Genomic DNA, 20,680 nt, shown 5'->3' with positions numbered 1-20,680 from the left:
ATCTTACTATGTATTTCTGCTAAAAACCCAATAATTTCACTGTTAAACATCTTTGAGAAAAGCGATATCGCTCTACTTCCTTTTTTTGTACTTCCTTAACTATTATTAAATGCGATGTTTACGGATAGGGAAGCGATCGCTATGTAGGGTGCGTTAATGAAATGTAATACACCTTATCTGAATCTGATTGGTTTTGTAAAAAAAATTCTCGCTAAACTATAATCAGAGAAACAGCAAAATCAGATTATGAACTTAGATACAATTCAACAAGATATTGCCTCTCTTCCTCCCGATGCACAACAAATCATAGTCGAACTTGTAGAAGTCCTAAAAAAACCCTATCTTCTGAATCAACACAAATCTTCAGAAAATTCCTTGCAAGACTGGTCAGACTTTATCGGTTGTATAGAAGCTGAAACTGACCTCTCTAAAAACTATAAAAACTACTTAGATCGTGAACTTAATCAAAAATATGATCATAGTTGATACAGGCTTTTGGTTAGCTCTTGCTAATAAACAAGATGTAGTTTATATAGCCGCCAAAAAACGATTTCAAGATTTAGCTAATCAGCAATTTATTACAACCTGGTGTGTCGTTACAGAAACTTGCTATTTGTTACAAAAAAGAGTAGGAGTAGATGCTCCAAAAATATTTATTAATATTTATTAATATTTATTAATATTTATTAATATTTATTAATATTTATTAATAAAATTTCCACAGGAATCTCAAACTTTAAACCTGGACATACACTTTATCACCTTTAACTTGCACTTGATAACTTTGTAGAGAAATATCCGGTACTGTTAAACATTTGCCTGTATTTAAATCGTATTCAAATTGATGGGATGCACAGGTGATAATACCATTTTTAACTTTACCTTTATCCAAGGGAAAACCTAAATGAGAACAGGCATTACCATAACAGTGTACCTTATTATCTTGTTTGTATAAAATCAAGTTATGATTTTCAATTCTAACTCCTAATATTTGATTTTCAGGAAGTTCATTAACATTCGTAACTCTTACCCAATAGGAATTTGTGGGAATAGTAGCAATTGTAGAATTAGGAGTATTATTAACAGCTACAATTTTAGTAATTTCTGGACAATGGTTTTTAATAGTTTGTTCTACTAACTGAGTTAAAGTTAAAGTAGAACTGGCACAATTACTACAACTACCAATTAACTTAACTTCAACTGTATCCGGTGGTTTAATAGCAACTAATTCCACATCCCCATTATGGCTTTGTAAACTAGGGCGAATTTCCGCTAATGCTGTTTTTATCCGTTCTGATAATGGCAGTTTTACCAAATTGTGATACAATAAAACCGCATAAACAATATCATCATTTACCGCATTGCTTAAAGCGGCTAAATTATCCTTTTTCAAACTTTTAATCAAGTTCGTTAAAGCTGCTTTATGTAAAGCTTCAACCGCACTTTTTAAAGCAACGGCCACACATCTTTGACTTTCATCCCAGTCAGAAATAATTGCTTCAAATCTTTGAATATCTGCTATTAATTCATTTAAATTATCCATAAAAATCTGCGTTTATCTGCGTTTATCTGCGTTCAATCATAAAACAATCCCCCAGATAAATCTGTAGGGATTGATAAGTTTTATAATTGTAACTGCATCATTTCATGCGAAAATCTTTCAGTAGAAAAGGCATCATGACACCTGTAACTAAACTAGTTACAGTAATAGGAATACAAAGGGGAATTGATAGCTGTGCTAATAAAATTAATAATAGTGTACCAATACCACTAGCGATTATTGTTTGACGCAGAAAATATAGTGGATCACGAAATAATTTACCCTTGAGAAATAATCTCAAAGAAAACCAGCCTAATTCTAACATATATCCTCCTATTAGTTACCTATTAGTTACGTATTAGTTACCTATTAGTTGCCTAACAAATTTAAAATTAATAACCCTAAAATGAGGGTGGGAATTACGCCAGCAGGGGCAAATAAACTACCAATGGTGGCTGAAAATTTGTAGCCTAAATCTTTACCTGCTAATATCATACCTCCAATTGCACCACCTACCATTGATAAAATTACGGCAATGGCTAACCAAGCTAATGCAGTGGTAAAATTGAGGTTGGTATTTAAACTATAAAGAAAATCTCTAAATTCTGGGTTGTTGATAAAATCAAACATTGTTTTTTCTCCTATTTGTTGACAAGTTAATAGTCATTTTTCAGGATTCATCAGATTCATCAGTTTGTTTGATTTGATATTGAAGCCTGATTAATGAAACCTGATTAATGAAACCTGATAAAAATACTTGCTTTTCTCCATTTTTGATGCAAGTAAATATTCTGAATCCTGACTCCTTTACGGGCGTTCGCGAAGCGTGCTGGCAGCATCAGCATTCGGGCAATCAAGTATCAATTTTTGTCCAAGGGTATTTTCCGAATGCTTTGCCCCTACTGACTCCTGATATTTAATTTAAGGAAACTGCTAGTATTTCTGCTTCTAAATCTTGGATTGCTTGGGCTACTATTTCCGCTTTCTCAATTTCTTGATGTGCTGTAAATATTTGCCAAGCTTCTTGATAGTAGAATTTGGCTTGTAGCAGGTTTTTAGGATTCCCTAATTCTGGTTTTTCGGGGTTGTCTGGCAAGTTAAAAAGAACGTTAGCTTTGTTAGAAATTGTGTTAGCATATTCCAAGGGTGTATCTCTAGAATTACGCACTTTTAAAGCTTCATCGTAAGCTGCAACAGCCCGCAAATTATTGTCAATAGGATGGGAACTAATTAAATATTGCAAAGCATTACCTAAATTATTTTGCAACATGGCATATTCCCTGGGATGATCAATTATGTTAATATGCTCAAGTGCTACTTCAAAAGATTGTACTGCTAACCCTTGACGTAAATATTCCCGTTCAGATGCCATGGGCATTGAAAGATAGGCGATCGCAATATTATTATATAAAATCGCATATTCTTGGGGGTATTCTTGCCAAGTAAACACCCGCAAAGCCTCATGATAAGCTTGGATACTATCAGTTATCCGCGCTAAATTATAGGCAACTAAAGACTGTAAAACTAAACCCAAATTCATCTGCGCTTCTGCTACTTCTTCTGGTGTAGCAAACTGCTGTAAAATAGGTAAAGCTTCTTCGTAACTATCCTTAGCTTGTACTAATAATTGGGGATTAGAATCGGGTATTATTTGTAAAGTACCCGCCATTCCCACTTTTGCCTGTGCTTTCAGTAAAGGATAATCTTCACCACACATTTGATAAGCACGATAAAACAATCCTAACCCACTGCGTAAATCTTGGTAATTTTTCGGTTTTTTGAGAAAACCCTGCGCCATTTCTATCAGCATTTGGATTTTTTCCTCTGCTGTTGCTGACTCATCAGAAATGGCCGCCATAGCCGCTTTTACGGCAGAATCTGTAACACTAGAAGTCATAAATTGGCCATAGTAATTGAGTCATCAACTAAGCCGACTTACGCAGTTATTTAGTTTTTACAGATTCCCCTTTTAATAGCTATTAGCTATTAGCTATTAGCTATCAGTTATCAACTATCAGCAGTCAACTTTGTAAAAGTTCTTCTGACTCCTGACTCCTGATTCCTGGAAGGGTTTACCAGTGCTAAACCCCTACTAAATCATGAAAATAAAGTGTTTGTACCTATCCTTTGTTAAGATTCAAGGAAAGGGTAATAACATTAATATTTTTCACTATAAAAGATTCATTTAAGAGAAATCTAGCGTAAAATTACTAATGTTAATTTTTGTAGAGATAAATTGATCACTTGAGAATAGATTTCTGTATCATCAATCAATCAAAATCCAGTAAATCAACAAATCCTGTCAATTCTGATTCAGACAGAAATCCTATGTTAAAATAACAATAATAATCAATCAGCGAGACTCTACAAAAATCCTCAGTAGTAGAAATTCAAAAATTGATAATGTTGCTAAAATTCCTGCGTATCTCCCCATCAACACTGACGGAATAATCCCGTGAAATAATCCCGTGTATCTCTCCACATCTACAATAGAAAAATCATAGCCAATGACAAATGTACTCTGGCTGCAAGGTGGTGCTTGTTCAGGTAACACCATGTCATTTCTCAATGCCGAAGAACCTACAGCTTGTGATTTAATAGCAGACTTTGGCATTAAAATTCTTTGGCATCCTTCCCTGGGTTTAGAACTCGGTGCAAACTTACAAACCCTGCTTTGGGAATGTGTCTTAGGTAAAACTCCCCTAGATATTTTGGTATTTGAAGGCAGCGTAGTTAACGCCCCCAATGGTACAGGAGAATGGAATCGTTTTGCAGATCGTCCGATGAAAGAATGGTTAAACGAATTAGCCCAAGCTGCGAACTTTGTTGTAGCCATTGGCGACTGTGCCACTTGGGGCGGTATTCCTGCAATGTCACCCAACCCCAGCGAATCTGAGGGTTTACAATTTCTGAAACGGGACAAAGGTGGTTTTTTAGGTAAAGATTTTGTCAGCAAAGCCGGTTTACCTGTAATAAATATACCCGGATGTCCCGCCCATCCTGACTGGATAACCCAGATATTAGTCGCCATAGCTACCGGACGCATCAGCGATATTACCCTAGACGACCTACACCGTCCCCAAACCTTCTTTAACACCTTTACCCAAACTGGTTGTACTCGTAACATTCATTTTGCTTACAAAGCCACAACCGCAGAATTTGGACAACGTAAAGGCTGTCTCTTTTATGACTTAGGTTGTCGTGGTCCCATGACCCGTTCTTCCTGTAACCGCATTCTTTGGAATCGCGTATCATCAAAAACCCGCGCCGGAATGCCTTGTATTGGTTGCACAGAACCAGAATTTCCCTTCCATGATCTCAAACCAGGAACAGTATTTAAAACTCAAACAATTATGGGTGTTCCCAAAGAAATACCGCCCGGAGTCAACCAAAAAGATTACGCAGTTCTCACAGTTGTTGCTAAAGATGCAGCACCAAAATGGGCTGATGAAGACTTTTTCTTGGTTTAGGGATTAGGGACTGGGTAAGAGTTTTTCCCCATCACTAATCACCAATCACCAATCACCAATCACCAATCACCAATCACCAATCACCAATCATCAATCATCAAAATTATGCCAATTCAAACATTAGATATTGCTCCCGTTGGTAGAGTCGAAGGTGATTTAGATGTCCGTGTAGAAATCGAAGACGGATATGTTACAAATGCCTGGACTCATGCAGAACTTTTTCGCGGTTTTGAAATAATTTTACGCGGAAAAGACCCCCAAGCCGGTTTAATTGTCACCCCTAGAATTTGCGGAATTTGTGGCGGTTCTCATTTAAGTTCAGCTTCTTGGGCATTAGATACCGCTTGGGGAACAGAAGTTCCTAGAAATGCAATTTTGGCGAGAAATTTAGGTCAAATTGTGGAAACAATCCAAAGTATTCCTCGCTATTTTTATGGATTGTTTGCCATTGATTTAACCAATAAAAATTATCGCCGCAGTCATTTTTATGATGAAGCTTGTCGTCGCTTTGCCGCTTTTACAGGTAAATCTTATGAGATTGGGGTAACAATTTCTGCTAAACCTGTAGAAATCTACGCCTTATTAGGTGGACAATGGCCGCACAGCAGTTATATGGAGATAAATTAGGAAATTGCTGATATAGCAAGCATTTTTCAGGATAGGTCTGATTATTCCCTGTTTTTTCCTTAATTTAACCGATAAACCCACCCCATATATACAATAAGTTCATTTATTTTTACCTACTAGAAGTCATTTGGGGTTCTCAGACGTTACCTAATTTTTCCCTAACCTTATTAGGGGCGAAGCATTCGGGTGATAAACTATCGCTGAAACCAGTTCATATTCTGTCCGAATGCTTCACCCTGACGATTAATGAATTGGTGTTCTAGATTAGCGAGCATAACTATGGTAATGGGATAAACCCAAAACGGGTTTTTACACTCAAACAACAACAGCAGACTAAATTGCCATTAAAACTACATCTTAGTATCATCAAATATTCTTAAATAAATAAACCCCAAAACTTCTCCTTCTCTTTGCGCCTCTGCGTGAAATAATAATGAACCCAATACCCCTCACTTCCCAAGCTGCAAAAATCATCTTAGGAAACCCTAACAAACCCGAACAAATAACCATACCCCTTGCACCCACACCCTCAACAATGTTCGGACCCCGTGCAGCTTGTTTACTATCACCAAGTGGACCATTATGGGTGTCGGATACAGGACATCATCGGGTATTAGGATGGCGAAATTTACCGATGGAAGATAACCAACCGGCAGATTTAATTATCGGACAACCGGACTTTTTTAGTGAAGGACAAAACGCCAAAGGTACACCAGGAAAAAATACATTTAGTGTTCCTACAGGTATTTGTAAATATGGTAATGGTTTAGCTGTTGCTGATGCTTGGAATCATCGGATTTTAATTTGGTATAATCTCCCAGAGGAAAATAATCAACCCGCAGATTTAGTATTAGGACAAAGTAATTTTATTGATAATGAACCTAACAGGGGCAGTCAACAACCAGCAGCTAATACTTTACATTGGCCTTATGGAATTTTATGTTATAAAAATCAATTATTTGTTGCTGATACTGGAAATAGAAGATTATTAATTTGGCATAGTTTACCTACAGAAAATGGACAACCTGCGGATATAGTTTTGGGACAACCAAACATGATTTCTCGTAATGAAAACGGGGGCGGTTCTCCCACTGCTGCTAGTATGCGTTGGTGTCATGATATCACGATTTGGAATGGTAATTTTGTGGTGACAGATGCGGGTAATAATCGGGTGATGATTTGGGAAGGAATACCCACAGAAAATAATAGTTCTTGTGCGGTGGTTTTGGGTCAGAAAAATTTTAATTTTGTGGAATTAAATCAAGGTATTTATTTTCCTAGTCGTAGTAGTTTAAGTATGCCTTATGGTATAGATATTTGGGAAGATTGGTTAATAGTTGCTGATACTGCTAATTCTCGTTTGTTAGGATGGAAGAAAAGGGAAAATATTTTTTTGTTACAGGGTGCAGATGCTGATGGAATATTGGGACAGGATAGTTTTACAAGTAAGAGTGAAAATAAGGATTTTGGTTTACCAACTAGGGAAAGTTTAAATTGGTGTTACGGAATTAAGGTTTGTGGGGAAAATATGGTAGTTTCTGATTCTGGGAATAATCGGGTTTTGATTTTTTAATTTTATTAATCTCACGCAAAGACGCAAAGGCGCAAAGATGATAAGAGAAGAAATTAGGGTTAAGGGTATTGTTCAAGGTGTGGGTTTTCGTCCTACTGTTTATCGGTTGGCGAAATTTTGTGGTTTGAAGGGTGATGTTTGTAATGATGGGGAAGGGGTTTTAATTCGGGTTGCTGGTAGTGAGGAGGAAATTACTGAGTTTGTAGATAAATTATATCAGGAATGTCCGCCCTTGGCTAAAATTAATAAGTTAATTAGAAGTCCATATTTGGGTAATTTTGATTTTGATGATTTTGTGATTTCTCACAGTGTGAATACTGTGGTGAAAACTGAAATTTCCCCTGATGCAGCAACTTGTTCTCAATGTCAAAAGGAAATTTTTGACCCTTTTAGTCGTTATTTTCGTTATCCTTTTACAAATTGTACTCATTGCGGTCCGAGGTTAACTATTATTTGGGCTATTCCTTATGATAGAAATCATACGAGTATGGTTAAGTTTCCGATGTGTGGAGACTGTAACACAGAATATGAAGATGTGGAAAATAGGCGTTTTCATGCCCAACCTGTGGCGTGTTTTAAGTGTGGTCCAAGTGCTTGGTTAGAACGCGGTGATGGTCAACCTGTTATTGCTGATATGTTCTCGATGTTGGATGATGTGGATGCGGTTTGTACTTTATTACAAAAGGGGGAAATTGTCGCTATTAAGGGTTTAGGGGGTTTTCATTTAGCTTGTGATGCAACTCAAGAAACGGCTGTTAAAAAGTTAAGGGAACGGAAAAGACGTTATCATAAACCTTTTGCTTTGATGGCTAGGGATATTAATATTATATCTGAATATTGTTATGTTTCTGATTTAGAAAAAACTTTATTAACCAGTCCTGCTGCACCTATTGTTTTATTAAATATTAAACCTGAAAAACAGGTAGCTATATCAGTTGCACAAGGACAAAATACTTTGGGTTTTATGTTACCTTATACGCCTTTACATCATTTAATTCTCAGAAGAATGAACCGCCCTATAGTTTTGACTAGCGGTAATATTTCTGATGAACCACAATGTATAAATAATGAAGATGCTAAAGAGAAGTTAGGGAAAATAGCAGATTATTTTTTATTACATAACCGGGATATTGTTAACCGGGTTGATGATTCAGTTGTGAGGGTTATTGATGATAAAATACAAACCCTGAGACGTGCGCGGGGATATGCACCAGCACCAATTATTTTACCATCTGGTTTTGAGAAAGTAGCACCTATTTTAGCAATGGGTAGCGAGTTAAAAAATACTTTTTGTTTATTAAGAGAAGGTGAGGCGATTTTATCCCAACATTTAGGAGATTTAGAAAACGCTGCTGCTTTTAATGCTTATCAAGAAACATTGAATTTATATCTGAATTTATTTGCACATAAACCAGAAATAATTGCTATTGATAAACATCCAGAATATTTATCATCAAAACTGGGAAAAGAATTAGCAACAAGTAACGAAATTAAATTAATAGAAATTCAACATCATCACGCCCATATAGCAGCTTGCATGGCAGAAAATAAAATACCATTAGATGCAAAACCAATCTTAGGAATAGCCTTTGATGGGTTAGGATATGGGGAAGATGGGACATTATGGGGAGGGGAATTTTTATTAGCTGACTATCAGAAATTTCAGAGAATAGCCACATTTAAACCTGTCGCCATGATAGGAGGAGAACAGGCAATTTATCAACCTTGGCGAAATACCTACGCCCATTTACAAACTGCATTTAACTGGGAAGAAATTAAACAAAAATATGCTGATTTAGAAATTATCAAATTTATAGAACAAAAACCCTTAAAACTACTCAACCAGATGATAGAAAAAGGTATTAACACACCCTTAGCATCATCAGTTGGGCGGTTATTTGATGCAGTAGCAGCAGCAATAGGTATATGTCGGGAAGAATGCAGCTATGAAGGACAAGCAGCCATAGAAATGGAGGCAACAGCTAATGTTAACATATTAAACAAAGATGAAGAAACTATAAATTATCCCTGGAAAATTGAAAAATTAGATAGAATTTATTATATAGACCCTGCACCGATGTGGGAAGGGATATTACAAGACCTCAAGCAGCAAATTTCACCATCAGAAATAGCTGCAAAATTTCACATAAGTTTAGCTATTGTCATCACAGAAATAGTTAAACAACTAACCCAAGAACACAAAATTAATCAAGTAGCATTAACAGGAGGAGTATTTCAAAATCGCATACTTTTAGAACAAACAACCAAAAACTTAAAAAAACTAGGAATAGAAGTTTTCACCCATAGCATAGTACCAGCAAACGATGGCGGTTTATCATTAGGACAAGCTGTTATAGCTGCTGCTAGATGTATGAGGTGACAGGTGACAGGTGACAGGTGACAGTTAAAAAGAGAAAAAGATAGAAATTCAATAATTTGATTTTTATCTCATTCTAAATTAAAACCTCTGCGTTCTCTGCGCCTCTGCGGTTCTTATAAAAAAGGAAAATAAAAAAATGTGTTTAGGAATACCCGGACAAATTGTAGAAATAACCAACCCAGAACATAAACTAGCAATGGTAAATGTCGGCGGAGTCAAACGTCAAATAAACATAGCGTGCATCGTAGACGAACAACACCCACCAGAAAAATGTATAGGCGACTGGGTACTTGTTCACGTTGGTTTTGCTATGAACAGAATTAACGAACAAGAAGCAGCAGAAACCCTAAAACTACTGCAAGAAATATCCCAAGCATACACCTAAAAACCCTTTTCTTCCTTTGCGTCTTTGCGCCTTCGTGGTTCAATAAAAATATGAAATATGTAGACGAATTTCGTAACCCAGAAAAAGCCCAAGCCTTACAAAAAGAAATAGAAAAACTCAGCCGCCAAATAGACAAACATTTAAAAATTATGGAAGTATGTGGCGGACATACCCATTCTATCTTTAAATACGGCATCGAAGAAATATTACCCCATAATATTGAACTAATTCATGGACCTGGTTGTCCAGTGTGCGTAATGCCTAAAGGTAGAATAGATGATGCGATCGCCCTCTCCCAAAATCCTCACATCATCTTAACAACTTTTGGCGATGCCATGCGCGTACCCGGTTCAAAAACCAGCCTTTTACAAGCAAAAGCCCAAGGCGCAGATATCCGTATGGTTTATTCACCCTGGGATAGCTTAAAAATTGCCAAAGAAAACCCCGAAAAAGAAATAGTTTTCTTCGGTTTAGGGTTTGAAACCACCGCCCCCAGTACCGCTTTTACCGTTCTCCAAGCAGCAGCAGAAAATATTACCAACTTTAGTTTATTTTCTAATCATGTATTAGTAATTCCCGCATTACAAGCATTATTAGAAAATCCAGATTTACAACTTGATGGTTTTGTTGGTCCAGGTCATGTAAGTATGGTCATAGGAACAGAACCCTATGAATTTATTGCCCAAAAATATCATAAACCCATCGTTGTTTCTGGCTTTGAACCATTAGACATTTTTCAATCTATTTGGATGTTATTAAAACAAATAGTAGAAAATCGCTGTGAAGTTGAAAATCAATATAATCGCTTAGTTGAAAAAGCAGGAAATAAAAACGCATTAACAGCCATGAATCAAGTTTTTACACCCCGTGAAAAATTTGCATGGCGTGGTTTAGGAGAAATACCCAATTCTGGTTTTCAAATAAGGGAAGAATACGCCCAATTTGATGCCGAAGTTAAATTTGCTATTCCTAATTTAACAGTTCCCGATCATAAAGCCTGTAAATGTGGTGACATTCTCAAAGGAGTTTTGAAACCTTGGGAATGTAAAGTATTTGGCACAACTTGTACACCAGAAAATCCCATTGGTGCTTGTATGGTTTCTTCCGAAGGTGCTTGTGCAGCATATTATAAATATGGCAGACTGACAACAATGGAGAAAAAAGCCAACCAGCAAAATAAAGTAGTGGCAAATGTCAGTTAAAACCTCACATAAGTCCCTGATTTATTTTAATAAATGTATTCATTTATAGAGAATATAAAAAAGAAGTCGGGGATCTTATAAGTTGTAGATTAAAGGTAAATTATTATGCCATTTGTAACTGTGCAAATTGCCAAAGGACACTCTATAGAAAAGAAGCGGAAACTAGCGCAAGCTGTCACAGATGCTTTAGTTTCTGCTTTAGGTACAAAACCGGAATGGATCACTGTTCACATTGATGAATTTGAACGGGATAACTGGGCGGTTGGTGGTGTTTTACATTCTGATAAACACGCTGGAAGACATGAAGAAACTGGGAGGTAATTTGTAGGGTGCGTTGGCGTTGTCGTAACGCACCAATTCATTTTTTTCTAACCGCAAAGTACGCAAAGTACACAAAGGAAGAAAAGAAAAATTTTTAAGTTAAGAAGTTTATAAGATGAAGATGTTTAATATGGAAGTTTACAATAATCAAGAAGTTAAAAATCCGCTATTTCAAAAAATTGAACAGGTGCGCCGTCGTGCTAATAAGGTGAAAGATACTCACATTAATTTATCTCATGGTAGTGGTGGTAAGGCTATGAGAGATTTAATTAATGATGTGTTTGTTAGTAGTTTTGATAATCCGATTTTATCACAGTTGGAAGACCAAGCGAGTTTTGATTTATCTCAACTTTCTCTATTAGGAAATAGGTTAGCTTTTACTACTGATTCCTATGTGGTTGATCCGTTGTTTTTCCCTGGTTCAAATATTGGGGAGTTGGCGGTTAATGGCACTATTAATGATTTAGCGGTGAGTGGTGCGAAACCTTTATATCTTACTTGTAGTATGATTTTAGAGGAGGGTTTGGAGTTAGAAACTTTAAGAAAAGTTGTTTTTAGTATGCAAGATGCCGCCCAAAAAGCAGGGGTACAAATAGTGACGGGAGATACTAAAGTCGTCCATCGTGGTTGTGCTGATAAACTCTTTATAAATACTGCGGGTATTGGTATTATTCCTTCAGGAATTGATATTTCTCCCCGCAATATTCAACCCGGTGATGTGGTAATTATTAACGGCGAAATAGGAAATCATGGTGCTGCTATTTTAATTGCTAGGGGAGAATTAGCATTAGAAACAGATATAGAAAGTGACTGTCAACCATTACATGAATTAGTCGCCGAAATTATTAATGTTTGCCCAGGAATTAAAGCTATGCGAGATGCAACCAGAGGAGGTTTAGCCACAGTATTAAATGAATTTGCCCAAACTGCCAATGTGGGAATTAGTATTAATGAAAAAGCCATTCCTGTACGAGAAGAAGTAAATGGAATGTGTGAAATTTTAGGTTTAGATCCTTTATATTTAGCCAACGAAGGCAAATTAGTTATAATTGCACCCAAAGAAAAAGCCGAGTTAATATTATCAACAATGCAAAATCACCCAGCCGGAAAACAAGCAGCAATTATTGGTGAAATTCTCCCCCAACCCCCAGGAATAGTATTATTAAAAACAGCATTTGGTGCAGAAAGAATAGTAGATATGCTAGTAGGTGATCAACTTCCTAGAATATGTTAGTCATTAGTTATTTAGTTATTGGTTAATTTCTTCCCAGTCCCCAGTCCCCAGTCACCTCAAAATGCACGAACTAGGAATAACTCAAAACATCATCGCTATCGTTAGCGAAAACGCCCAAAATAAAAAAGTCCAAAGAGTTTTATTAGAAATAGGCAAACTATCCGCCATTATGCCCGATGCCATCAAATTTTGCTTTGATATTTGCGCCCAAGGTACAATAGTCGAAGGGGCAATATTAGAAATATTAGAAATACCGGGCATGGCAAGATGTCGCCAATGTGGTAATACATTTTATGTAGATAAACCCTTTGGAATTTGTGAATGTGGTAGTGTAGAATTAGATTTAATAACCGGTCAAGAATTAAACATTAAAGAAATTGAAGTAGAAGAATTATGTGTGTAACCTGCGGCTGTTCTGATGATAACAATACAACTATTACAAACATGGAAAATCAACATTCTCATACTCACACTTTACCCGATGGAACTGTAATTACCCATTCCCATGATCATCATCACCATGAATCACCTGCAAATGTTCACGCTAAAATTCATAATACTACTATCTCTTTAGAGCAGGAAATTTTAGGTAAAAATAATTTATTAGCTGCTCAAAATCGAGGCTGGTTTAAAGGTAGAAATATCCTGGCTTTAAATTTAATGAGTTCTCCTGGTGCGGGTAAAACTACTTTATTAACTCGTACTATTAATGATTTAAAAGAGAAGTTAAACATCAGCGTCATTGAAGGTGATCAAGAAACTACTAATGATGCAGAAAGAATTAAATCTACAGGCTGTAAAGTGGTGCAAATTAACACCGGAACAGGTTGTCATTTAGATGCTTCGATGATAGAAAAGGGTTTACAGGAACTTAACCCCCCATTAAATTCTGTGGTGATGATTGAAAATGTGGGTAATTTAGTTTGTCCGGCTTTATTTGATTTAGGTGAACAGGCTAAGGTTGTCATTTTGTCGGTGACGGAAGGGGAGGATAAACCAATTAAATACCCTCATATTTTCCGCGCTAGTGACATTATGATTATTACAAAAATTGATTTGTTACCCTATTTGCAGTTTGATGTAGAAAAATGTATTGAATATGCAAAACAGGTAAACCCAAAAATACAAATTTTTCAGGTTTCTGCTACTACTGGTGTGGGTTTAGATGAGTGGTATGGGTTTTTGTCATGTCAATCTGCAATTACTGTGTAGTTTCTTATTGTGAAAATCATTATCTTTTAGTTTAGTTTCAATCCTTAATGTTTCAATCCTCAATTACCTTAATTAGTAATTGTCACCTACTTTTTGCTGTTCTGGAGTCAGAAAATAAGGGGGTTTCAATCCTCAATTACCTTAATTAGTAATTGTCACATGACTTCAGCCTTCAGGCTTTAGTTGATGTTGCGTTTCAATCCTCAATTACCTTAATTAGTAATTGTCACTAAGGAGATGTACGAAATAGTGCTTAAAAATGTTTCAATCCTCAATTACCTTAATTAGTAATTGTCACATTGCTGATAGTTCATGGTAAATAGGGCTGATATTTGTTTCAATCCTCAATTACCTTAATTAGTAATTGTCACTCCAGAACTTTTATATCTGTTTTTACTCCACTTTGGTTTCAATCCTCAATTACCTTAATTAGTAATTGTCACCTGTTGTGGGGTTCAGTGCTGTTCGCAACAGCAGCCGTGTTTCAATCCTCAATTACCTTAATTAGTAATTGTCACAAGACTTTTATGCCACAGATCACTCAATATTTGACGTTTCAATCCTCAATTACCTTAATTAGTAATTGTCACCGCACTTCCACCTCCTCTTGCTAATATGGCTGTTGTTTCAATCCTCAATTACCTTAATTAGTAATTGTCACTGCCGATCGCGCAAACCCTTAGAAATAGGACATTTCCACAACGATTTGCGCGGATGCCAAAATAATACCCCATTCCAGAGAACAGCACAAGAGCGAAAAACGCCGAAACCCTTACAGCGTAAGGTGCGCGGGTGGTTGACAACACCCAACGGATAAAAACTAGACAGTGCAAGAGTTTCCAGCTTAGTCATAATCACTCCGACTTAACACCCACCCATCCGCGCATTTTCAAACCAACTTTGTCAAAGTCACACCATCAGGTAACACCTCATCCAAGTCAACCTGATAATCAGCAAAACTGCGGGGTACATCAACATTAGACTTAATTTGCAGTTTATCAAATAACTCATGAACGGGAGCATTACCATATTTACTGGCATGAGTAAAAACATACAAACCACGACAAGCCATAAAACCTCGTGCTGAAGAACGATCAAACTCCCAAGCATTAATCAAAGCTTGCCAAAATAAGTCTAAATCTCGTTCATTCACACAACCAGATTTTTCTGCCAAAGCCAAATGGGGATTATAAAAAACATAAGACCTATATAAACCATAGGGTAAAACCTCTTTTCTGCCCATAGTTTTATTATCTTTTTTTACACCATCTTTTTTTTCTTTTTCTTCCGTTGCAGCACAACGAGTAATACTCACAGATTGGGGAAAAACCGGATCAATACTACGAGAAAAACTAATTTGTACGGGTCCCCAAACCTGGCCAGCTTTTAAACCAGTAGAAAGTACCGCCCCAAACATTCTTAAATCATAAAAATTCTGCTGCATCCACTTAGCAACCTGTAATTGTTGTTCTGGTGTTCCTTCTTTTTGTGGTAAACCGACAGCAGTATAAGCGCGACTGATTTTTTGATTTAATACGCTTCCTTCTTCCACAAATATTTTATATCTTTCTGGTGTTGGTTCATCCTTACCAAGCATCTCTACATAATTTCTCACCTTACGTTTTAAACAGGCATCTGTGACTAAACCTTGATTAGTTTGAGGGTCAATTCTTGGTTGATTTCCGGCATCGGGATCACCATTGGGATTACCATCCAAACAATCAAATAATAAAATTGCATCGTGTTTTTTAGTAGGGTCTAAATGTGCAGTCATGATTTTTTTTCCTTGTGATTTGTTGATAGTTTGAAGACTTAACCCCTAGCTTCTTCCCTACGAGGGAAGGGGGACAAGAATTAGATAAAAACTGGTTTTTAAAGCCTTTCTCTTAGTAGGAGAGCGGTTTGAAGAGAGGTTAACATTGACAATTATTTGTTGGGTTTCACTTTGTTCAACCCAACCTACTCAGATTTTTCCTTACTTTTAAAAAACTCGGCTCTTTTTTGCCACCAACCTTGAAAAAACAAAGCCTGAGATTTTAAATCTAGCACTTCTGGCAATATGGAAATATCAAAGTTTTCAAATTCTTCAGCTAGTAACTTTTTGATGTATTCACTATTATCACTTTCTATATGATAATGAGTACAACCATGACAAAGCCGAGCAAAAACTTGAGTCGGTGTAGAAGATAAAGTCTTTAAACTACGCATAACATTAGTATTATCTTCACTCATATTTTGAGCTTTAACTTGTGATTGGTGCATTAAAAATGCAATTCTGCCTAAAGTGTAAGCAGTATCAAATTTTGGATCGCCTGTGGGATATTTCATATTGTTTGTGGCTAAATAAAGTAATAAACCTTGCAGTCTGGGAAAATATCGAGATTGTTTAGATTTAGATGGAAAGTCATGAAACACCTTTTCACTACATATCCTATCAATGATTCTGTAAGCATATTCATCCGGTAATGCTTCACCTAAAAAAGCGGCTTTAATTAATGCTGTTGCTATTCTGTCTGTATGTTCTTTACTAGGATTAAAAAAAGCACTATTACATAACATCCACATAGGACTAGGTGACAAATCATTAACTTGCTGACATTGGATAAATTGCCCAATAGAATCTTTGATTTTGTGGGTAGTAACTTCACTCCAACCACTAACGGAAATTCTCCCTTTATTACCTTTGAGAATGGCTAAATAAAATTTACTAGATTTAATATCCTCCAAATTAAATTTTTTCGGACTATGGGGACTAGCAAAGATAGATTCAAAAGCTGGATTTTCCCATATTTCGGGATTAATACCTTCCCCGTCTTCTTCTCCCCAATAAACAAAAATCTGCTCTCCTAATTTATAACGATTGGTGTCACTATTGAGTAAAAAATCTAAAGATTTATGAAATCTAACGGCACTTTCAAAACCAATGGGAGCGTTAATATTTCCATCCCATCCGTGAGATTGATAAGCACTTTTATCAAAACTACTAATAGCAGCACCACAAGTAGCAGCACCAGGTACACCTTTAACCATCATGGGCATTTTTCGCCCCATTGTTAAAGTCTGTTCACCTGTTAATAAACAAACTCCATGAACGGTATCTTGTTTACTGCCATAATAATTAGACCACCATTTTTGAACTACGGAAATTTTGGTGATTTGTTTACCTTCAAATAGAAACACAAATCTATCCCGACACCAATCTGTATTAGCTGCTGTATTAGCTGCTGGTGGATAAATTTCTGTTAGCTGGGCTGTAATTTTTTCTACAGTGGTGTTAGTAACAAAATCATAAACTGCTTTAACTGCTTCGTGGTTAGTTTCTTGTAAACATCTTTCCAGAAGTTGTAAATACATTTGATGCCGTTTTCCACCTCGATCACCAGCACCAAAAACATATTCTCCCCCATCATCAATTAATAATGGTTCATCGCCATTACGCCGCAAATCTGGTACTAATATTTTTCTGCCAAATTTCGGTTTACCTTTGGTTGCTGCTGTTTCTAAAACTTGAAAACTACCTAAAGGTAAATTAATTTGCCAATGACACAGACATTCACTAAATCCTATGGATGTGAGTTGATTATCCTGTTCTAAAGCAATTCCTAATTGATTTAATTCTTGCAACATAACCGCCCATCTCGCATTATAAAGTGAGCAAATTCTGTAACTACATTTCCTTTGACAAAACCTTGAGCAGTACGCCAAGAAACTGTACCTTTTTGATCAGGTATAAAGTGCATTTTTTTAGGCATTAAACCTAAATCTATTTCCCCTTTTAACTCTGGTGCTGGTTGATCTTCTTCTGAAGGAACACAAAAATGGGCTATATATTCTCGACATCCAAAATAGGGTTGTTTAAAACATTGCCCTTTTTCAATTCTCCGCTTTATTTGTGCTGCATATTTATTAGATAAATCTTCCTCTGTTTGTAAATCAAAATTAAAATCCACGATATAGGCCACATCATGCAATATGACATGATTTCTCTGAGCGCGATCGCCCACAGCAGTGTAACTCCCTATACCATCATTTCTCATCCAATCTTTAGCATTTTTATAGCTTTGTTTGGACTGCACCATGTTACGCTGGATGGTAAATGTATTAATTGGCTTTAGTACCGTGATGTGATTAATCTTGTATTTAATCTCTGGTTTCCAGAAAATAGACTCTAATACACCTACAGCCGCAGTAAAGGGAATTACCCTGTAACTGTGCGGTTCAGCTTTAAACTCCGGCCTTGTGAATAATGCCCATTCACCCCATAACTTTAACTGCATAAACTAGACTTAAAATTTTTCATCAATTATAACTATAAATGAAATACTTAGCAAGAATTACTACAGATTGTAAAGAACAACTACTAGCAGCACATTTACAGAATGTTGCGGAAATGTCTGCAAGTGCTGTACCGCAACAATTCCAAGCTGTAGCCAAGTATGCTGGTTTATGGCATGATTTGGGTAAATATCAGCAAAAATGGCAGGAATACTTACAAAATAACGGTAAGCGGGTTGTACATTCTCCCCACGGTGCTGTTTTAGCTTTACAAATGTCTAAAAAAGAACCGCCCGCAATAGCTTATATCATCGCTGGCCATCATTCTGGTTTATCAGAAAGGTTGAGATTAAGAGGTAGTGAGTATAAACAATTAGCAGCAGGTTTAGAGGAATGTTTAGCAATAGCTAGACAGGAAATAGCTGATTTTATACCGCAAGAATTACCAGATATTGATTTACCTAAATTGCAGCGAGAATTTGCCGTTAGAATGTTATTTTCTGTCTTAGTTGATAATGACAGATTAGACGCTCGCAAATTTGAAAATATTGAAAATAAAGGTGAAAGCTCCATATATGTACAAGATTTGGAGCTTTCTGCATATAACAAAATGAGTTTCAATCTTCATTCCTTGTTTCCACAATCAGCAAATGCGATTAGTGAAGCTAGAAATGTCTTTGCCCAACATTGTATCAACAAAAGTGAATTACCCAAAGGAATTTTTAGATTAACTGGACCCTGTGGAATTGGTAAAACCATTGCTAGTGCGAGATTTGCTTATTTGCACAGTCAAAAACATCAAATGTCAGGAATAGTTTATGTCGGACCATTAAAAAGTATTATTGAACAAACTGCTGCTGTTTATCGGCAATTATTTGGAGAAAATGCAGTATTAGAACATCATTCAGGATATGAACCAAAATTAGCAGAAACCAAAGATTATAAATTAAATACAGAAAGATGGGATAAACCAGTAATTGTCACCAGTGGAGTCCAATTTTATGAAAGTTTATTTGCTAATCATCCTACTAAATGCCGAAAATTACAAGGTTTAATTAATAAAGTTATCTTATTAGACGAATCTCAATCTATACCTAGTGATTTAGTCCGGCCAATATTAAATGTTTTGAATACATTAGTCACAGATTGGGGGTGTACAATAGTTTTAATGAGTGCTACCCAACCAGCATTTCACAACCTTAATGAAGATGATTTAACAGATGTTGTTGATATTATTCCTGAAACTGAAACCAGCAGAATATTTCAACAACTTAACCGTGTTAATTATCAATATATTGCTGATATTTGGGAATGGAAAAATTTAGTTGATAGCATTCAATCATCTAAATTAAATCAAGGCTTAATTATTGTTAATACCAAAAAATTAGCGAGGGCAGGATATGAAATATTATCTGCTAAATTTCCCGATCATTGTTTTCATCTTAGTTCTATGATGTGTCCTGATCATCGTTCTCAAGTTTTGGACAAAGTGCGAAAATTATTAAAAGCTGAACAACCTTGTTTTTTAATTAGTACCCAAGTAGTTGAAGCTGGTGTTGATGTGGATTTTCCCATAGTATACCGTCAACTTGCACCTTTAGATTCTATCATTCAAGCAGCAGGAAGATGTAACAGAGAAGGAAAGCAGGAGCAAGGTAATGTAATCATTTTTAATATGTCATCTGCCAACCCACCGGGATATAAAGACGGAATAAGTATTACTAAAAAAATCTTAGAAAAATATGATATAAATGATGATATTTTATCTTTGATAAAGATTTACTTTGGTGATTTATTGAATCAGAATCATGATGGAGGTGTGGATATTCAAAAATTAAGAGAAAAGTATGATTTTCCTGAAGTTGCTAAAGCGGTGAAAGTAATTGATAATGAACATCAAATAGCGGTAGTAGTTAAATGGGGAGACAGTGAAGAATTAATTGTAGAAATGGAAAATAAAGAATATATTACAGAAACAGATTGGCGTAGATTACAAAAATTTACTGTGAATATTCCTAAGAATGATCAATATACAAATTATACTCAAGTTGGTAAAATAGATGTTTGGATGGGAGATTACCAAGAAACGGGAATTAGGGTTGGTTGAAAAAGTCTTTTTGTGGGGATAAGGAATAGGGAATAGGTAAAAAATTTGCTCCCATATTCCCAGTCCCCAATCCCCTCTACTGATGAATCTGCGTTGCTCTGAGCATATGATAAGCTGTTACACAGCTAAATTGTATAATCCTAATATTCTGAACTCTTGTTTAACAGGCAATATGCCTGTTCCACTTATACAAATTAAATGCACAACAGCTTATCTGGACTTTAGACTAAAAGAGAGCGATCGTTAGTGAAAGGGACTGCAAAAAAATCAAGGGATGCCTGTAAGAACAGACACCCCCATAGCGGAAAATGAAAAAAGCACAACCAATTCTCATATAACCGCTATGGATGTTTT

19 protein-coding genes, 1 pseudogene and 1 CRISPR repeat array are annotated in these 20,680 nt (G+C 36.1%); of the genes and pseudogenes, 13 read left to right on the top strand and 7 right to left on the bottom strand.

The window, feature by feature from the left end; translation table 11 throughout:
• The first annotated feature begins 246 nt into the window (after window positions 1–246).
• The gene (locus tag PN497_RS11510; protein ID WP_096570890.1) at window positions 247–486 is read left to right on the top strand and encodes a hypothetical protein; all 240 of its coding nucleotides are present in this window, start codon (window positions 247–249) and stop codon (window positions 484–486) included.
• Window positions 473–670: a type II toxin-antitoxin system VapC family toxin gene (locus PN497_RS11505; RefSeq protein WP_228051833.1), complete on the top strand. Its 198-nt coding sequence runs from the start codon at window positions 473–475 to the stop codon at window positions 668–670. Before PN497_RS11510 ends, PN497_RS11505 begins: the two co-directional genes overlap by 14 nt.
• A gap of 66 nt (window positions 671–736) precedes the next feature.
• On the opposite strand, the gene PN497_RS11500 is transcribed toward PN497_RS11505, so the two are convergent.
• The 4 genes from PN497_RS11500 to PN497_RS11485 form a co-directional block, all read right to left on the bottom strand.
• A complete protein-coding gene (locus PN497_RS11500) occupies window positions 737–1,543 on the bottom strand; it encodes a NifU family protein (RefSeq protein WP_096570887.1) in 807 nt (268 codons plus the stop codon).
• A gap of 97 nt (window positions 1,544–1,640) precedes the next feature.
• Window positions 1,641–1,865, bottom strand: coding sequence for a hypothetical protein (locus PN497_RS11495; RefSeq protein WP_096570885.1), 225 nt, complete (start codon window positions 1,863–1,865; stop codon window positions 1,641–1,643).
• Between the two features lie 44 nt (window positions 1,866–1,909).
• The gene (locus PN497_RS11490) at window positions 1,910–2,170 is read right to left on the bottom strand and encodes a hypothetical protein (protein WP_096570883.1); all 261 of its coding nucleotides are present in this window, start codon (window positions 2,168–2,170) and stop codon (window positions 1,910–1,912) included.
• A gap of 286 nt (window positions 2,171–2,456) precedes the next feature.
• Window positions 2,457–3,437 (bottom strand): hypothetical protein, encoded by a 981-nt coding sequence (locus tag PN497_RS11485; RefSeq protein WP_096570880.1) that lies wholly within the window; start codon window positions 3,435–3,437, stop codon window positions 2,457–2,459.
• A 610-nt stretch (window positions 3,438–4,047) separates the two neighbouring features.
• On the opposite strand from PN497_RS11485, the gene PN497_RS11480 reads away from it, so the two are divergent.
• From PN497_RS11480 to hypB, 10 genes and pseudogenes are all read left to right on the top strand, one after another.
• Window positions 4,048–5,010: a hydrogenase small subunit gene (locus tag PN497_RS11480; protein WP_096570878.1), complete on the top strand. Its 963-nt coding sequence runs from the start codon at window positions 4,048–4,050 to the stop codon at window positions 5,008–5,010.
• 105 nt (window positions 5,011–5,115) lie between these two features.
• Window positions 5,116–5,625, top strand: a pseudogene (locus PN497_RS11475) (nickel-dependent hydrogenase large subunit); the annotation flags it as partial.
• A 445-nt stretch (window positions 5,626–6,070) separates the two neighbouring features.
• Window positions 6,071–7,210, top strand: a complete 1,140-nt coding sequence (locus PN497_RS11470; RefSeq protein ID WP_096570876.1) for an NHL repeat-containing protein — start codon at window positions 6,071–6,073, stop codon at window positions 7,208–7,210.
• Between the two features lie 37 nt (window positions 7,211–7,247).
• Complete coding sequence (gene hypF / locus PN497_RS11465) at window positions 7,248–9,590, top strand: carbamoyltransferase HypF (RefSeq protein ID WP_096570874.1); 2,343 nt, start codon at window positions 7,248–7,250, stop codon at window positions 9,588–9,590.
• Window positions 9,591–9,726: 136 nt separating this feature from the next.
• Window positions 9,727–9,975 (top strand): HypC/HybG/HupF family hydrogenase formation chaperone, encoded by a 249-nt coding sequence (locus PN497_RS11460; protein WP_096570872.1) that lies wholly within the window; start codon window positions 9,727–9,729, stop codon window positions 9,973–9,975.
• 50 nt (window positions 9,976–10,025) lie between these two features.
• Window positions 10,026–11,177 carry a hydrogenase formation protein HypD gene (hypD, locus tag PN497_RS11455; protein WP_096570870.1) on the top strand — a complete coding sequence of 384 codons (1,152 nt, stop codon included), beginning with the start codon at window positions 10,026–10,028 and terminating at the stop codon, window positions 11,175–11,177.
• Window positions 11,178–11,282: 105 nt separating this feature from the next.
• The gene (locus PN497_RS11450; RefSeq protein ID WP_096570868.1) at window positions 11,283–11,498 is read left to right on the top strand and encodes a tautomerase family protein; all 216 of its coding nucleotides are present in this window, start codon (window positions 11,283–11,285) and stop codon (window positions 11,496–11,498) included.
• Between the two features lie 130 nt (window positions 11,499–11,628).
• Window positions 11,629–12,732: a hydrogenase expression/formation protein HypE gene (gene hypE / locus PN497_RS11445; RefSeq protein WP_096570866.1), complete on the top strand. Its 1,104-nt coding sequence runs from the start codon at window positions 11,629–11,631 to the stop codon at window positions 12,730–12,732.
• A 61-nt stretch (window positions 12,733–12,793) separates the two neighbouring features.
• A complete protein-coding gene (gene hypA, locus PN497_RS11440) occupies window positions 12,794–13,135 on the top strand; it encodes a hydrogenase maturation nickel metallochaperone HypA (protein ID WP_096570864.1) in 342 nt (113 codons plus the stop codon).
• Window positions 13,126–13,944: a hydrogenase nickel incorporation protein HypB gene (hypB, locus tag PN497_RS11435; RefSeq protein ID WP_096570862.1), complete on the top strand. Its 819-nt coding sequence runs from the start codon at window positions 13,126–13,128 to the stop codon at window positions 13,942–13,944. The genes hypA and hypB overlap by 10 nt, the downstream gene beginning before the upstream one ends.
• A gap of 49 nt (window positions 13,945–13,993) precedes the next feature.
• A CRISPR array of direct repeats spans window positions 13,994–14,605; the repeat unit is 37 nt; unit sequence GTTTCAATCCTCAATTACCTTAATTAGTAATTGTCAC.
• A gap of 228 nt (window positions 14,606–14,833) precedes the next feature.
• Here hypB and cas7c read toward each other — a convergent pair.
• From cas7c to cas5c, 3 genes are all read right to left on the bottom strand, one after another.
• Window positions 14,834–15,718 carry a type I-C CRISPR-associated protein Cas7/Csd2 gene (cas7c, locus tag PN497_RS11430; RefSeq protein WP_096570860.1) on the bottom strand — a complete coding sequence of 295 codons (885 nt, stop codon included), beginning with the start codon at window positions 15,716–15,718 and terminating at the stop codon, window positions 14,834–14,836.
• Window positions 15,719–15,903: 185 nt separating this feature from the next.
• Window positions 15,904–17,571 (bottom strand): type I-C CRISPR-associated protein Cas8c/Csd1, encoded by a 1,668-nt coding sequence (locus tag PN497_RS11425; protein WP_096570858.1) that lies wholly within the window; start codon window positions 17,569–17,571, stop codon window positions 15,904–15,906.
• A complete protein-coding gene (gene cas5c, locus PN497_RS11420; RefSeq protein WP_096570856.1) occupies window positions 17,556–18,221 on the bottom strand; it encodes a type I-C CRISPR-associated protein Cas5c in 666 nt (221 codons plus the stop codon). Before cas5c ends, PN497_RS11425 begins: the two co-directional genes overlap by 16 nt.
• Before the next feature lie 38 nt (window positions 18,222–18,259).
• On the opposite strand from cas5c, the gene PN497_RS11415 reads away from it, so the two are divergent.
• Entirely contained in the window at window positions 18,260–20,326 is a 2,067-nt protein-coding gene (locus PN497_RS11415; RefSeq protein WP_096570854.1) for a CRISPR-associated helicase/endonuclease Cas3, read from the top strand.
• Window positions 20,327–20,680 lie beyond the last annotated feature (354 nt).

The organism is Sphaerospermopsis kisseleviana CS-549 (assembly GCF_028329225.1).
Taxonomy (GTDB): domain Bacteria; phylum Cyanobacteriota; class Cyanobacteriia; order Cyanobacteriales; family Nostocaceae; genus Sphaerospermopsis; species Sphaerospermopsis kisseleviana.
The sequence above is the reverse complement of the archived record's forward strand: the minus strand, read 5'-3'. Positions and strand labels throughout refer to the sequence as shown.

What these genes read in the sequence shown, in the direction of transcription:
- PN497_RS11460 (WP_096570872.1), top strand. Translation starts at nt 9,727, where the DNA reads ATGTGTTTAGGAATACCCGGACAAATTGTAGAAATAACCAACCCAGAA.
- PN497_RS11505 (WP_228051833.1), top strand. Translation starts at nt 473, where the DNA reads ATGATCATAGTTGATACAGGCTTTTGGTTAGCTCTTGCTAATAAACAA.
- PN497_RS11490 (WP_096570883.1), bottom strand. Translation starts at nt 2,170, where the DNA reads ATGTTTGATTTTATCAACAACCCAGAATTTAGAGATTTTCTTTATAGT.
- PN497_RS11495 (WP_096570885.1), bottom strand. Translation starts at nt 1,865, where the DNA reads ATGTTAGAATTAGGCTGGTTTTCTTTGAGATTATTTCTCAAGGGTAAA.
- hypB (WP_096570862.1), top strand. Translation starts at nt 13,126, where the DNA reads ATGTGTGTAACCTGCGGCTGTTCTGATGATAACAATACAACTATTACA.
- hypA (WP_096570864.1), top strand. Translation starts at nt 12,794, where the DNA reads ATGCACGAACTAGGAATAACTCAAAACATCATCGCTATCGTTAGCGAA.
- PN497_RS11500 (WP_096570887.1), bottom strand. Translation starts at nt 1,543, where the DNA reads ATGGATAATTTAAATGAATTAATAGCAGATATTCAAAGATTTGAAGCA.
- PN497_RS11415 (WP_096570854.1), top strand. Translation starts at nt 18,260, where the DNA reads ATGAAATACTTAGCAAGAATTACTACAGATTGTAAAGAACAACTACTA.
- cas7c (WP_096570860.1), bottom strand. Translation starts at nt 15,718, where the DNA reads ATGACTGCACATTTAGACCCTACTAAAAAACACGATGCAATTTTATTA.
- cas5c (WP_096570856.1), bottom strand. Translation starts at nt 18,221, where the DNA reads ATGCAGTTAAAGTTATGGGGTGAATGGGCATTATTCACAAGGCCGGAG.
- hypD (WP_096570870.1), top strand. Translation starts at nt 10,026, where the DNA reads ATGAAATATGTAGACGAATTTCGTAACCCAGAAAAAGCCCAAGCCTTA.
- PN497_RS11485 (WP_096570880.1), bottom strand. Translation starts at nt 3,437, where the DNA reads ATGACTTCTAGTGTTACAGATTCTGCCGTAAAAGCGGCTATGGCGGCC.
- PN497_RS11425 (WP_096570858.1), bottom strand. Translation starts at nt 17,571, where the DNA reads ATGTTGCAAGAATTAAATCAATTAGGAATTGCTTTAGAACAGGATAAT.
- PN497_RS11450 (WP_096570868.1), top strand. Translation starts at nt 11,283, where the DNA reads ATGCCATTTGTAACTGTGCAAATTGCCAAAGGACACTCTATAGAAAAG.
- hypE (WP_096570866.1), top strand. Translation starts at nt 11,629, where the DNA reads ATGGAAGTTTACAATAATCAAGAAGTTAAAAATCCGCTATTTCAAAAA.
- PN497_RS11480 (WP_096570878.1), top strand. Translation starts at nt 4,048, where the DNA reads ATGACAAATGTACTCTGGCTGCAAGGTGGTGCTTGTTCAGGTAACACC.
- hypF (WP_096570874.1), top strand. Translation starts at nt 7,248, where the DNA reads ATGATAAGAGAAGAAATTAGGGTTAAGGGTATTGTTCAAGGTGTGGGT.
- PN497_RS11470 (WP_096570876.1), top strand. Translation starts at nt 6,071, where the DNA reads ATGAACCCAATACCCCTCACTTCCCAAGCTGCAAAAATCATCTTAGGA.
- PN497_RS11510 (WP_096570890.1), top strand. Translation starts at nt 247, where the DNA reads ATGAACTTAGATACAATTCAACAAGATATTGCCTCTCTTCCTCCCGAT.